Annotated in this window: 16 protein-coding genes; 7 read left to right on the top strand and 9 right to left on the bottom strand. The window is 59.7% G+C overall.

The window, feature by feature from the left end; genetic code table 11:
* Positions 1–126 precede the first annotated feature (126 nt).
* From rnm to EHO01S_RS14440, 3 genes are read left to right on the top strand one after another with little or no spacing between them, the layout of a single operon-like run.
* A complete protein-coding gene (gene rnm / locus EHO01S_RS14450; protein ID WP_024524629.1) occupies positions 127–1038 on the top strand; it encodes an RNase RNM in 912 nt (303 codons plus the stop codon).
* Complete coding sequence (locus EHO01S_RS14445) at positions 1035–1655, top strand: L-threonylcarbamoyladenylate synthase (RefSeq protein ID WP_024524628.1); 621 nt, start codon at positions 1035–1037, stop codon at positions 1653–1655. The genes rnm and EHO01S_RS14445 overlap by 4 nt, the downstream gene beginning before the upstream one ends.
* 53 nt (positions 1656–1708) lie before the next feature.
* On the top strand, positions 1709–1960 hold the full coding sequence (locus EHO01S_RS14440) for a DUF2766 family protein (protein ID WP_024524627.1): 252 nt from the start codon (positions 1709–1711) through the stop codon (positions 1958–1960).
* A gap of 158 nt (positions 1961–2118) precedes the next feature.
* On the opposite strand, the gene EHO01S_RS14435 is transcribed toward EHO01S_RS14440, so the two are convergent.
* The 6 genes from EHO01S_RS14435 to EHO01S_RS14410 form a co-directional block, all read right to left on the bottom strand.
* Positions 2119–2817, bottom strand: a complete 699-nt coding sequence (locus EHO01S_RS14435; RefSeq protein WP_024524626.1) for an amino acid ABC transporter permease — start codon at positions 2815–2817, stop codon at positions 2119–2121.
* A 60-nt stretch (positions 2818–2877) separates the two neighbouring features.
* Entirely contained in the window at positions 2878–3648 is a 771-nt protein-coding gene (locus EHO01S_RS14430; RefSeq protein WP_024524625.1) for an amino acid ABC transporter substrate-binding protein, read from the bottom strand.
* Between the two features lie 189 nt (positions 3649–3837).
* Entirely contained in the window at positions 3838–4953 is a 1116-nt protein-coding gene (locus EHO01S_RS14425; protein WP_024524624.1) for an SLC13 family permease, read from the bottom strand.
* A gap of 12 nt (positions 4954–4965) precedes the next feature.
* Positions 4966–5361 (bottom strand): helix-turn-helix domain-containing protein, encoded by a 396-nt coding sequence (locus tag EHO01S_RS14420; RefSeq protein ID WP_024524623.1) that lies wholly within the window; start codon positions 5359–5361, stop codon positions 4966–4968.
* Between the two features lie 46 nt (positions 5362–5407).
* A complete protein-coding gene (locus EHO01S_RS14415) occupies positions 5408–5635 on the bottom strand; it encodes a DNA polymerase III subunit theta (RefSeq protein WP_024524622.1) in 228 nt (75 codons plus the stop codon).
* A 110-nt stretch (positions 5636–5745) separates the two neighbouring features.
* On the bottom strand, positions 5746–6045 hold the full coding sequence (locus EHO01S_RS14410) for a hypothetical protein (RefSeq protein WP_024524621.1): 300 nt from the start codon (positions 6043–6045) through the stop codon (positions 5746–5748).
* 345 nt (positions 6046–6390) lie between these two features.
* On the opposite strand from EHO01S_RS14410, the gene rluB reads away from it, so the two are divergent.
* From rluB to EHO01S_RS14395, 3 genes are all read left to right on the top strand, one after another.
* Positions 6391–7266 carry a 23S rRNA pseudouridine(2605) synthase RluB gene (gene rluB, locus EHO01S_RS14405; RefSeq protein ID WP_024524620.1) on the top strand — a complete coding sequence of 292 codons (876 nt, stop codon included), beginning with the start codon at positions 6391–6393 and terminating at the stop codon, positions 7264–7266.
* A 230-nt stretch (positions 7267–7496) separates the two neighbouring features.
* Entirely contained in the window at positions 7497–8234 is a 738-nt protein-coding gene (gene cobS / locus EHO01S_RS14400) for an adenosylcobinamide-GDP ribazoletransferase (RefSeq protein ID WP_024524619.1), read from the top strand.
* A 9-nt stretch (positions 8235–8243) separates the two neighbouring features.
* Positions 8244–8840 (top strand): adenosylcobalamin/alpha-ribazole phosphatase, encoded by a 597-nt coding sequence (locus tag EHO01S_RS14395; protein ID WP_024524618.1) that lies wholly within the window; start codon positions 8244–8246, stop codon positions 8838–8840.
* A gap of 5 nt (positions 8841–8845) precedes the next feature.
* Here EHO01S_RS14395 and cobO read toward each other — a convergent pair whose 3' ends face one another.
* Positions 8846–9436, bottom strand: a complete 591-nt coding sequence (gene cobO / locus EHO01S_RS14390; RefSeq protein WP_024524617.1) for a cob(I)yrinic acid a,c-diamide adenosyltransferase — start codon at positions 9434–9436, stop codon at positions 8846–8848.
* Positions 9437–9504: 68 nt separating this feature from the next.
* Positions 9505–10287, bottom strand: a complete 783-nt coding sequence (locus EHO01S_RS14385) for a YciK family oxidoreductase (RefSeq protein WP_024524616.1) — start codon at positions 10285–10287, stop codon at positions 9505–9507.
* A gap of 227 nt (positions 10288–10514) precedes the next feature.
* Here EHO01S_RS14385 and sohB point away from each other — a divergent pair, with 227 nt between their 5' ends.
* Positions 10515–11561, top strand: coding sequence for a protease SohB (sohB, locus tag EHO01S_RS14380; RefSeq protein WP_024524615.1), 1047 nt, complete (start codon positions 10515–10517; stop codon positions 11559–11561).
* Positions 11562–11605: 44 nt separating this feature from the next.
* On the opposite strand, the gene EHO01S_RS14375 is transcribed toward sohB, so the two are convergent.
* Complete coding sequence (locus EHO01S_RS14375) at positions 11606–11857, bottom strand: YciN family protein (protein ID WP_024524614.1); 252 nt, start codon at positions 11855–11857, stop codon at positions 11606–11608.
* Positions 11858–12135 lie beyond the last annotated feature (278 nt).

Below are 12135 nucleotides of genomic sequence, written 5' to 3'. Positions count from 1 at the left end.
GATGTCAACGCCATGGTGCACTTTTTCGCCATCGATGACGCCGGACGTGCCTCTGGTCTTGGATTGGGTTAGTGCCGTCGGGATTAACCCGCTATGATAGAGGGAGAAGTCAGAAGGCGGAGAGTCATGGTGTTAGCGAATTCCCCGGAGTCGCGTCCGGTATTGTTTGATCTGCACAGCCATAGCCAGGCGTCGGATGGCTTACTCACTCCCGAGGCGCTGGTGGCGCGCGCGGTGATGCGCGGTGTAAGCACGCTGGCCATCACCGATCACGATACGCTGGCGGGCATCGTCCCTGCGCGACAGGCGATCGTCGCACAGGCGTTGCCGTTGACCTTGGTTGCCGGCGTAGAGATCTCTACCTTATGGGAACATCATGAGATCCATATCGTCGGTTTGCAGGTGGAAACGACCAGCCCGGCGCTGGTCGACTTTCTGGCATTGCAGTCGCAGCGGCGTGACGCGCGTGCCGTCGAGATGGGGCAGCGCCTGGCACGCGCCCGTATCGAGGGGGCGTTGGAAGGCGCCCAGCGTCTGGCTCAAGGCGCACAATTGACCCGCGGTCACTTTGCCCGTTATCTGGTGGAACGCGGTTATGCCACCCGTTGTAGCGATGTGTTTAAACACTTTCTGGCGCGAGGTAAGACCGGTTATGTGCCGCCGTTATGGGGAGGCATGGCTGAGGCGGTGGCGGCGATCCATGCCGCCGGCGGCGTAGCGGTGTTGGCGCATCCGGGGCGTTATCGTCTCAGTGCCAAGTGGCTGAAGCGTTTGTTGACAGCATTCTGCGCCGCTGGCGGCGATGCGTTGGAGGTGGCGCAATGCCAGCAAGCGCCACATGAGCGTCATCAGTTGGCGTTGTTGGCACGCCAATTCTCTTTGTTGGCCTCGCAAGGCTCGGACTTTCATCAACCCACCCCCTATCTCGATCTGGGGCGGGCACTTTCCTTACCCGATGGGGTGACCCCCGTCTGGGCGCATTGGGCTCTGGCGCCACAGGCTCCCCAACCCGGCGCGAGTTTACTGGAGGCGTTATGAGTCAATTGTTTTACATCCACCCGGAGAATCCGCAACCGCGGCTGATCAAACAGGTGGTCGAGATCCTGCGTAAGGGAGGGGTGATTGTGTATCCCACCGACTCCGGCTATGCCCTGGGCTGCATGCTGGAGGAGAAAAACGCCATGGAGCGTATCTGCCGTATCCGGCGCATCGACAGTAATCATAACTTCACCTTGGTGTGTCGCGATCTCTCCGAACTATCCAGCTATGCCTTTGTCGACAATGCAGCTTTCCGCTTGTTGAAGAATAATACTCCGGGCGGTTACACCTTTATCCTTAAGGCGAGTAAAGAGGTGCCGCGTCGCCTGATGAGCGAAAAGCGCAAGACCATCGGGCTGCGTGTGCCCTCCAATCCGATCGCCCAAGATCTGTTGGCTGAGCTCGGCGAACCGTTGATGTCGACCACCTTGATGCTGCCGGACAGTGAGTTTGCCGAGTCCGATCCAGAGGAGATCCAAGAACGGCTCGGGAAGCGGGTCGATCTGGTTATCCACGGCGGTTACCTGGGACAGCAGCCAACCACGGTGATTGATCTGACGGACGATAACCCGCAGGTGGTGCGTGTCGGCTCCGGCGATCCTACCCCCTTTGAGTGAGGCGGCGAGCCAGAGCGTATGCCTCGTTAATCCATGATGAAAAAGGAAAAAAAATGTCGCAGATGTTGACTGAACGCGATGAGTTGGCCTCCGATCTGGTGGCTTGTCAGTTGGTGATTAAACAGATCCTGGATGTGATCGAGGTGATCGCGCCAGCCGAAGTGCGCAGTAAGATGGCGCAGCAACTGAAGAGCATCGATTTTACTCAGCCCGGCATCGATGCGGTGACGCAGCGAGGTGTGCAGAAGGCTATCGCGTTGATCGAGTTGAAGTTCAACCGGCAGGGTGATACGGCAGCACACTAAGGTGATGTTCTGCACAGTTTAACGCAAATAAATTGTTAAAAAAATGTAGTATGATAATCTCTGTTTGTTGAATAATATCGACATAGAGTTTCTCATTGTGTATTAGCCCGCAGGCAGCACCTGCGGGTTTTTTTTGGCGCCGAGTGGGATGGTGCGCGCTATTCATAGCGGCGGTAGTAACGCTCTAAGCGCAACTGGAGTTTGCCAAGTAGGGTGCTGAAGACCAGGTAGATCAACGCCGTCTCGCTGTAGATGATCAGTGGCTCGTAGTTAACGGCCACGATGCGTTGGGCGGCGAGGAACATCTCCGGCACGGTGATCACGGCGGCCAGCGAGGTGTCTTTGAGCAACGAGATAAAGGAGTTAGACAGCGGCGGTAGGCTGACAAAGACTGACTGCGGCAAAATTACGCGACGTAGGGTCTGACTAGCGCTCATCCCGATGGCACTGGCCGCTTCCCATTGTCCGCGCGGTACCGACAAGATAGCGCCGCGCATGATTTCCGAGCTGTAGGCGCCGACGTTCAGGGTAAAGCCGATCAACGCCGCCGGGAAAGCGTCCAGGGTAATACCGGCGCTCGGCAAGCCATAGAAGATCAGAAACAGTTGCACCAGCAGGGGTGTACCGCGGATCACCCAGACATAGAAGTCGGCGCAGATGCGTAGCGGCCAGGTGCCGTATAAGCGGATCAAGGCGGTGGCGAGCCCCAGTAATACGCCGCCGACAAAGGAGAGCAACGCCAAGGGCACGGAGAAACATAACGCGGCCGAGAGCAGGGGCCAAAACGCCTCCATCACCGGTTGCAGCCAGGCGGGATGAGGCAGGAGGTCGAACAGTGAGGATAACCAAACGGACATGGGTAAACTCCGTACAACATCCCGCCGGGGACGGCGGGATCAGCGAGAAACGAGCGAATGTTATTGGGAGACGTCGCTGCCAAAGTAACGCTGCGAGAGGGCGTGATAGCTGCCGTCAGCGCGGATCTCGCTCAACGCCTTGTTCAACGCCTGTACCAACTGTGGTTGATTCTTACGTACTAAGATAGCCGAGTCGGCGCCTTGTTCGGCGACGGCGACCACCTTGAGGGGGGCGTTCGGCTTATGCTGGCGAAAGTCGAGGTAGGAGAGGTTATCGTTCAGGGTCGCCGCCGCCCGCCCACTGATTACCAATGCCAGCGACTGGTTAAAACCGTCGGTCGGTACTAACTCCGCGCCATACTTTTCCGCCAGCTTGGCATAGTTGCTGGTTAGGCTCTGGGCTGCCTTTTGGCCTCGCAGATCGGCGAAGCTTTTGATCTGATCGTTGTTGTCGCGCACGATCAGTACCGCTTTCGCGGTGATGTAGGGATCCGAGAAGGCGAACTTGGCTTGACGCTCCGGCGTGATCCCCACCTGGTTGATCACCGCGTCGTAACGCTTAGCTGATAGGCCGGCGATCAGTCCATCCCAGCGTCCTTCGACAAACACCGGCTTCACCCCCATCTTGGCGGCGACGGCCCGGGCGATGTCTACATCGAAACCAACCAGCTTACCGCTGGCGTCATGATAGCTGTAGGGCGGATAGGTACCCTCGGTGCCGAATTTAATGCTGCCGGCGGCTTGGATGGCGGCCAGTTCATTATCGCTTTGAGCCAGTGCGCTGCCACTGACTAGGGTGAGGGCCAGGAGTGCCCGGGCTGTGTTTTTCATCATGATCCGCCTCGTGTGTGATGGTGCGGCCGAGACTGGCCGATGGCAGCAGACTAACCGATGCATTACCGCCGGCTAAATCATATTGCGGGATTATTCATAACTAAATGGAATAAGACGGGGGGCGCGATGCAGCGAGATGTCCAGTTAGTCAGCGCTGGTACCGACGCCAGCGCAGGGCGCGGTCGCCTAGCACAGCCACCAGCCCGCCAGCGCCGCTACCAGCAGCGCCGGTAAGCTGTACAGATGAAATAGCCCCCAGATGCGGCGCTCACCGGCCATTCGCAGGGCGATCAGGTTGGCCATCGAGCCAAGCGCCAGCCCGAATCCGCCGATATTCACCGCGTAGGCCAGCGTCAGACTGGCGGGTTGGATCCCGAGCAACAGGATGGTGGCCGGCACATTGCTGATCGTCTGACTCAGGGCGATGGCGGAGAGATAGAGTGGGAGGCCTTGCATCGCCGCCGCCCGTTGGCTGAGGTCGGCCAGGGCGGGTAGACTGGTCAACAGGCGGACATCGATAAACATCGTGATGAACACCATCAGCAACGGCCAGTCGAGGCGGCGTAGGGTCGTCGGCGCAAGGTAGAGTAAGGCGGCCAGCAGCACCGCCAACCCGGCGAGCGCTTGACCGGCATCGATGGCGATGATGAAGAACGGGTAGAGGGCGAGACAGCTCCCGAGTTGGCGCCGCCGTAGGTTACCTGCCGCGGTGAAGGTCGGCAGGCAGAGCTGGAGCCGCGGGGTGGTGAACAGGGTCAGTGTGAGCAGTAACACGCTGAGTAACGCCGCCAGCGGCAGCATGGCACCGGTGAAGGTCCAGAATCCCCAGCCGGAGTGGCCCCATAGCAGGATGTTTTGGGGATTGCCGATGGGGGTGAGCAGTGAGCCGACGTTGACCGCCAACGCCTCTAAAATGATCAGGCGCGTCACGGCCAGGTTAGCGAGTTTCTTCAGCGTCAGGGTCAGCGGCACCACGATAAACAGCGCCACATCGTTGGTCAGCAGCGCCGCCAGCGGTAGGGAGGCACCGACCAACAGTAGCGCGATGGCGCGCTCGCTGTGCAGGCGGGTGAGTAGGCGTCGTCCCAGCCAGTCGAAGTAGCCGCTACCTTCGATCCCTTTACTCAGCAGCAACAGGCCGGTCAGGGTGATGAGGGTGCGCCAGTCGATCCCCGCCGCTAGCTCGCGCGCGCTGAGTGAGCTGAAAGGTAATAATAGCGCGGCCAAGAGCAGTGGCAGACTCAGCAGGGGATCGCGCAGCAGCGTCAGTAGGCGTCCGATGACGCACCGGTAGCGTATCACGGTGTGTCGACGTCAGGCGCTTTGTACCGTCGCATACTGTTGATGCAACGGCGCGGGGGGGGTAAACGGCAGATCGGTCAACAGACGGTAACGGGTTGGTGTCACGCCGAAGTGTTTGCGGAACATATAGGTAAAGTGGGATTGTGAGGCGAAGCCATAACATAGGGCGATGTCGATGATACCATCGTCGCTGTGACGTAGACGGCGCGCGGCACCGGTCAGCTTACGCAGACGGATGTAGCGCCCCAGCGATAGACCGGTGGTCTCCCGGAAGATCTTCTGCATATGCCACAACGAGTAACCGGAGTAGCGCGCCAATTCATCCAGGTAGATATCACGCCCCAGATGCTGCTCGATCCATTCGCTCAGGGCACAGACCAGAGCGGTGTTGCGTTGTTGCTGTGTCATGGGATCTCCGCGCGGGATGGAATGGGACGTCCGGGCTCGGAGAGGATTAGCGGCCACCGTCCGGTTCGTAAGGCAAGGTGGCGAGCGACAAGGTTCGGTAGTATTGCAAACGCTCCCGAAAATAGCCACGCAACGCCTCGGGTTGCTCGCGCTCGACCTGTTCGGCGATCACCGGCATATGGTAACGCTCCTTGTAGGATACGCCCCCGGCTGCCAGATCGACATTAACGCGATCCATCTGCTCTTGGGATAGCGTGGCCAGATTAAAACTCATAACAGCCTCCTCTCGATACCGGGCTATTATTTCAGAATTTAGCGCTGGGAAAAAGAGTCGTCAGGCGTGAGGCGTATCCGCCCGGTTGACCGGGCGGTGGAATGCGGGGCTCAGAAGGGATTCGAATGGCGTGGGCCGCGCATGATTGGACGACGCGGGCGGAATAGCGCGAGCACGCCCCCGATCAGGGCGACGCTCAGCGCCAGCAGATTGAATAGCAAGAAACCGGCCATTAACAGGGCCATCATCAGCACGGCACTCAGTAGCATCACGGCCTGGCGCAGCTTGCCCTCCAGCCCCACCTTGCGCGATTGGCGCGCCAGATACATCCGCCAGTACTGCATCTGCTGCTGGAAGAAGGCACGCAGACGGCGGGTGGTTGAGGAAGAAGTAGAAGAAACGTCGGTCATAGAGACTCCTTTAATTCCCGCAGGATTTCCGCAGGATGGATGCAGCCTATGCGATCCGGGGCGTATGGCCCAGCGGATTTAGGCAATTTTACGCCCCTGACAAAACCTGACACGGTCGTCGGCGTACGGTTATTACACCCGCATAATCTTAAGGATTACTTAGGGCGCTGGACTTTCTTCGCGCAGGCAAATTATTCACGGCATATATCCCGATTTCGTGTAAAATGAGCGCCCGCGTCAGGCTGGGTTGCGGCCCGGCGTGCTGAACGCCTGTTTTAGCATCGGTCGCCGCGGCGGCCGGTCGACAATAACGACGCCTGTGAAGGCGACAGCTGAGGTTGCTCAATGAGCGAAAAATTACAGAAGGTTCTTGCCCGCGCCGGTCATGGCTCCCGCCGTGAAATCGAGGCGTTGATCAAAGAAGGGCGCGTGAGTGTGGATGGCAAACTGGCCACCTTGGGCGACCGCGTGGAAGTGACGTCCACCATGAAGATCCGCGTCGATGGGCGTGTCGTCTCCATTCGCGAATCGGAACAAGAGATTTGCCGTGTTCTGGCCTACTACAAACCAGAAGGTGAGCTGTGTACCCGCCGCGATCCAGAAGGGCGTCCGACGGTATTTGACCGTCTGCCCCGGCTGCGCGGTTCCCGTTGGATTGCCGTGGGGCGTCTGGACATTAATACCTCCGGCCTGCTGCTGTTTACCACCGACGGGGAGCTGGCGAACCGTTTGATGCACCCGAGCCGTGAGGTTGAGCGCGAGTATGCGGTGCGTGTCTTCGGCCAGGTGGACGAGGATAAGCTGCGTCAGTTGAGCCGCGGTGTGCAGTTGGAGGATGGGCCGGCCAGCTTTAAGAGCATCAGCTTCCAAGGGGGCGAGGGGCTGAACCAATGGTACAACGTCACTCTGACGGAAGGGCGTAACCGTGAGGTGCGTCGCCTGTGGGAGGCCGTTGGCGTGCAGGTCAGTCGCTTGATCCGTGTGCGCTATGGCGATCTGACGCTACCGAAAGGTTTGCCGCGCGGCGGCTGGCAGGAGCTGCCGTTGGAAAATATTAACTACCTGCGTGAATTGGTCGAGCTGAAGGCGGAAACCACCAGCAAGCTGCCGGTGGAGCGTGAGCGCCGTCGGATGAAAGCTAATCAGATCCGACGCGCCGTCAAGCGCCATAGTCAACATGGCGGCTCAAGCCGCCGTGCCCCGGCCGCCAAACGCGGCTAAGCGTCGCAAGCGCCGTCTCTTGACCGATAACCGCTCCTCGGAGCGGTTTTTTTATTGCGCTATGGCGGCATGCCCCTGCGCCGTCGCCGATTTTCCCCAGTCTGGGCTGGCATCGGGCGCAGAAAGTGGTATTACTAGTGGGGTATCAGTACGTTATTAGAGCGTGACCCGGCGCCATCGGCGTGACGTCAGGGGCGAGGCTTCCTTTTTTACGGACGAATCAACGGACAATGAAACTTTTCCTGGCGACCTTGCAGTTTATGACCCGCATCCCAGTCTCTCCGCGTTGCAGTGATGATCTGGCGCTTAGCGATTATCCGCGCGGCATTATTTACTTTCCCTTTGTCGGCCTGCTGGTCGGGGTGATCAGTGCATTGGCCTATGGCGTGCTGGCGACCACCTATGGCAGTTGGCTGGGCGCGCTGGCGGCGGTGCTGGCCAGCACGTTGGTGACTGGCGCCTTTCATCTCGATGGCCTCGCCGATACCTGCGATGGGCTCTTCTCTGCTCGCCCGCGCGATCGCATGCTGGAGATCATGCGCGACAGCCGTATCGGCACCAACGGTACTTTAGCGTTGATCTTCGTGATCCTGATGCAGATGCTGTTGATCCAGCGCCTGGCGGGATCGCCGTTGCACATCTATGCCGTATTGGTGGCCTTGCCGCTGGCGAGCCGCACCCTGCTGGCGGTGATGATGTACCGCCAACGTTATGCGCGTGAGAGCGGGATGGGCAATCTGTATATCGGCAAGATCAGCGGCAGTCACTATGCCTTGACCTTGGTGATCGGCCTACTGTTGACCTTTGGTCTGTTGCGCTGGCAGGGGCTGCTGGCTTTCTTCATCGCCTACCTGTTCGCCCTGATCTACCGCGCCTTTATCAATATGCGTCTGGGCGGGCAGACGGGAGATACCCTGGGCGCCGCTAACGAGTTGTGCGCGCTGGTGTTCCTGCTGGCGTTGTGCTGAGGCGCGGTAATGGAGTTGTATCTGGTACGTCATGGTCAAACCCAGGCCAACCTGGATGGCGTCTACTGCGGGCGTAGCGATTTACCGCTGACGGAGCGGGGACAGCAACAGGCACAGGCGGTCGCGCGCCAGTTACAGGGCATCGACTTCGCCGCCGCCTATGCCAGTCGGTTGCTACGTACGCAGCAGACTCTGCGGCCAATCATCGGTGCGCAGGGTGCCTTCCATGTCCACGCCGGGCTGGATGAGATGGATTTCGGTGCCTGGGAGCTGCGCCATCACCGAGCGCTGGCGGCTGAACAGAGTGCGGCTTACCAGGCATGGTGCTCTGACTGGCGTCATGCCGCCCCCCCACAGGGGGAGGGGTTCGCAGCCTTCAGCGCTCGGGTGGGCGCGACGCTAGACGAGCTGCTGGCGCGTCACGCCGGACAGCGGGTGTTGCTGGTCGCCCATCAAGGGGTGTTGGCGCTGTTATGCGCCCGTCTGCTGGGCCTGGCGGCGGATCAGCTGTGGCATTTCGCCTTCGCACAGGGATGCCATAGTTTAATCACTGTCGAGCACGACTTCGCGGTACTGCGCCGCCTCAACGATCGCGGCGCAGGTTAAGGCCATTACCAGTCGATACCTTTCTGCGCCTTGATGCCGGCGTTAAAGGCATGTTTTTCCGGGCGGATTTCGCTGACGGTATCCGCCAGGGCGATCAGTTCGCGGTGGCAGGCGCGTCCGGTGATGATCACCGATTGGTGGATAGGGCGGGCGCGCAGGGCGGCGATGACGGCCTCCAGCGCGAGATAGTGGTAACTGATCATATAGGTCAGCTCATCCAAGACCACTAGGTCGAGATGCGGGTCGGCCAGCATCCGTTGCGCATGGCTCCATACCTGTTCGGCGGCCGCGATATCGGCCTGACGATCCTGGGTTTCCCAGGTGAAGCCACTGGCCATGACCTGGAATTCGACGCCGTGCGGTTCCAGTAGGTTACGTTCGCCGTTCTCCCAGGTGCCCTTGATAAATTGCGCTACGGCGGCGCGCTTGCCATGGCCGACGCTACGGGCGACGGTGCCAAAAGCGGCGCTGCTTTTCCCCTTGCCGTTGCCGGTGAAGATGATCAGGATGCCGCGTTCATCGCGGGCGGCGGCGATGCGGGCATCGACCTTCTCTTTTAGGCGTTGCTGGCGCTGCTGGTGGCGCTGTTGATCCATCCTCGACTCCTTAATGTGATGTGACAGGTTGACCGTCCCAGCATGTATCGCCGGGGCAGACACTCGCGTTAGCCGGCTCGGCCAGGACGACGATTGGGCTGGGCGTCTAGGCTGCGGCCATGCTCGTTTTGGCTGTCATCTCCCATCAGGTAAAGATACAGCGGCATAATCTGTGCTGGGGTGAGCAGAGTGAGGGGATCCTCGTCGGGATAGGCGCTGGCGCGCATCGCGGTGCGTGTCGCGCCCGGATTGATGGCGTTGACCCGCACCGTCGTGGCTGCTAATTCCTCGGCCCAGACCTGCATCATCCCTTCGGTGGCGAATTTCGAGACGGCGTAGGCCCCCCAACCGGCGCGTCCCTGACGGCCAACGCTGGAGCTGGTGAAGATGAGCGAGGCGCGCGTGGCGCGCTGCAACAGTGGCAGCAGATCGCGCGTCAACAGGAATTGGGCGTTGACGTTGACCTGCATCACGGCTTGCCATTGGCGATAATCTTGCCGCGCCAGCGGGGCGAGATTGCCCAACAGACCGGCGCTGTGCAGCAGGCCGTCCAAATGCGTGACGCGCTGACTCAGATCTGCGGCTAAGGCGCGGCTCTGCGCCTCATCCAGCGTCAGCAGATCGCAGGAGATAAGATGCGGGTGCGGCGCACCCTCGGCGACGATCTGCTGAGCTAGTGCCGCTAAGCGTGCGCTGTCGCGCCCCAGTAAGATCAGATGCGCGCCGTGGCGGGCATAGCTAAGGGCCGCCTCGCGGCCGATGCCGGCGCTGGCGCCGGTCACGAGAATGATACGATCTTGTAACAGATCGGCGCGAGCACGGTAGGTTTGGCTTGGTGTGGACGCGGTCATGGTGAGCTCAAGATAAAGAAACAATGGCAGATCTATAGCCCGACGCTCCGTCTCGGGTCAACGAGAATCTCGTCCGAGCCGTGTGCCAGGTGGATTTACCAGCTGTTTACCTTCCAAGGCTTGCTATTTTACGGCGGCTCCTTAGTCTGTGTGGCGTACGTGACGCGTTTTCCGTGGTGACGGGCGCGTTCAGTGGTGTTAATAGCATGATGAACAAGGCGGTGAGTGTGGAGTGGTTATCCTTATATAGCCTGTTTTTGGCCAAGGCGGCGACGCTCGTGTTGGCGCTGGCGGCGCTGGTGTTGTTGGTGCTTGGGCTCCGTCAGCGTCAGGGGCATGGCGACGGTGAGCTGCAACTGACGGATCTGGGTGAACAGTACCGTGAGATGCAGCGCAACATGCGTAGCGCCCGTCTGCAAGGGGCCGCATTGAAGCAGTGGCGCCGTTTGCAAAAGAAGGTGGCGAAGGCCGAGGAGAAACAACGCAAGGCGGAGGCGCGTGGTGGGTTGTTGGCGGCGGAGAAACCCTGCCTCTATGTGCTGGACTTTAAAGGCAGCATGGATGCCCACGAAGTCGCCTCGTTACGTGAGGAGATCAGCGCGGTATTGGCGGTCGCCGGACCGCAGGATAGTGTGTTGTTACGCCTGGAAAGCCCCGGCGGGGTAGTGCATGGCTATGGACTCGCGGCCTCGCAGCTACAGCGCTTGCGTCAGGCAGGGGTTCGTCTGACCGTGGCGGTGGACAAGGTCGCGGCCAGTGGAGGCTACATGATGGCCTGTGTCGCCGATCGCATCGTGGCGGCACCCTTTGCCATCATCGGCTCGATCGGCGTCGTGGCGCAGATCCCTAACTTTAACCGCTGGTTGAAGAAGAATGATGTGGATGTTGAATTGCATACTGCCGGAGAGTTTAAGCGCACCCTGACGCTCTTCGGCGAAAACACGGCGGCGGGACGCGAGAAGTTTTGCCAAGAGCTGGATGAGACTCATCGCTTATTTAAGCAGTTCGTACAGCGTCAGCGGCCCGCGTTGGATATCGACGCGGTGGCGACGGGCGAGCATTGGTATGGCGAGCAAGCCTTAGAGAAAGGGTTGGTGGATGCGGTGAGTACCAGCGACGATCTGTTGATCGCCGAAATGGAGCAGGCCGAGGTGATCGCGTTACGCTATGTGCGCCGCAAGGGACTGATGGCCCGTATGGGGATCGCGGCCGCTCAGGGCATGGATAGCTTGCTGCTGCGTTGGTGGCAGCGTGGTCAGCGTCCTTTACCCTAAGCGCAGACGCTTGGCGCGCCCTTGTGGGCGCGCCAGTGCTGGTCTCAGTCCACCAGATGATACTTTTCCGACAGGGTGTGCGCCAGGTGTTTGAACATGTTGAAGGCGGCGGTGCTCTTTGGCGTCGGTAGTCCCGCTTCATCCAGGAAGAACTCTCCGCGGAAAACTAACACATGGCCTTTCTGTTCGACGTCGGTCGCTACCATTCCCTGCATGTAATCCTCGTGATCGCGGATGATCTGATTGGCCTCGGCCAACAGTTGCTCTCGGGTGATCGGGGCAGTTTCATGCAACATCTTTTTCTCTCCAACGAATACGTTTCCCGTATTTTACCCCGTCCGGCGAGGGCGGCAAGGGGGCGATGGCATCGGGTGAAAATTGGTAAAAATGTGCGGAGCGTGCTAATTAGGTTGCGTGGCGCTGACGATCGGGTAGAGTGAGGCACTTCTTGATTCTGACGGAATCTCTTGTTTACACTCTGCGCACACCGCTCGCTGTGCCGTGGAGGGCGTAAGCGGAATATTGCGCTAGATCAGCAAATTGAGCTGTGTCTGCACAACGATGAGGCGTTTAG

The sequence above is a fragment of the Edwardsiella hoshinae NBRC 105699 = ATCC 33379 genome, assembly GCF_000474215.1.
GTDB lineage: Bacteria > Pseudomonadota > Gammaproteobacteria > Enterobacterales > Enterobacteriaceae > Edwardsiella > Edwardsiella hoshinae.
The sequence above is the reverse complement of the archived record's forward strand: the minus strand, read 5'-3'. Positions and strand labels throughout refer to the sequence as shown.

What these genes read in the sequence shown, in the direction of transcription:
- rnm (WP_024524629.1), top strand. Translation starts at nt 127, where the DNA reads ATGGTGTTAGCGAATTCCCCGGAGTCGCGTCCGGTATTGTTTGATCTG.
- EHO01S_RS14445 (WP_024524628.1), top strand. Translation starts at nt 1,035, where the DNA reads ATGAGTCAATTGTTTTACATCCACCCGGAGAATCCGCAACCGCGGCTG.
- EHO01S_RS14440 (WP_024524627.1), top strand. Translation starts at nt 1,709, where the DNA reads ATGTCGCAGATGTTGACTGAACGCGATGAGTTGGCCTCCGATCTGGTG.
- EHO01S_RS14435 (WP_024524626.1), bottom strand. Translation starts at nt 2,817, where the DNA reads ATGTCCGTTTGGTTATCCTCACTGTTCGACCTCCTGCCTCATCCCGCC.
- EHO01S_RS14430 (WP_024524625.1), bottom strand. Translation starts at nt 3,648, where the DNA reads ATGAAAAACACAGCCCGGGCACTCCTGGCCCTCACCCTAGTCAGTGGC.
- EHO01S_RS14420 (WP_024524623.1), bottom strand. Translation starts at nt 5,361, where the DNA reads ATGACACAGCAACAACGCAACACCGCTCTGGTCTGTGCCCTGAGCGAA.
- EHO01S_RS14415 (WP_024524622.1), bottom strand. Translation starts at nt 5,635, where the DNA reads ATGAGTTTTAATCTGGCCACGCTATCCCAAGAGCAGATGGATCGCGTT.
- EHO01S_RS14410 (WP_024524621.1), bottom strand. Translation starts at nt 6,045, where the DNA reads ATGACCGACGTTTCTTCTACTTCTTCCTCAACCACCCGCCGTCTGCGT.
- rluB (WP_024524620.1), top strand. Translation starts at nt 6,391, where the DNA reads ATGAGCGAAAAATTACAGAAGGTTCTTGCCCGCGCCGGTCATGGCTCC.
- cobS (WP_024524619.1), top strand. Translation starts at nt 7,497, where the DNA reads ATGAAACTTTTCCTGGCGACCTTGCAGTTTATGACCCGCATCCCAGTC.
- EHO01S_RS14395 (WP_024524618.1), top strand. Translation starts at nt 8,244, where the DNA reads ATGGAGTTGTATCTGGTACGTCATGGTCAAACCCAGGCCAACCTGGAT.
- cobO (WP_024524617.1), bottom strand. Translation starts at nt 9,436, where the DNA reads ATGGATCAACAGCGCCACCAGCAGCGCCAGCAACGCCTAAAAGAGAAG.
- EHO01S_RS14385 (WP_024524616.1), bottom strand. Translation starts at nt 10,287, where the DNA reads ATGACCGCGTCCACACCAAGCCAAACCTACCGTGCTCGCGCCGATCTG.
- EHO01S_RS14375 (WP_024524614.1), bottom strand. Translation starts at nt 11,857, where the DNA reads ATGTTGCATGAAACTGCCCCGATCACCCGAGAGCAACTGTTGGCCGAG.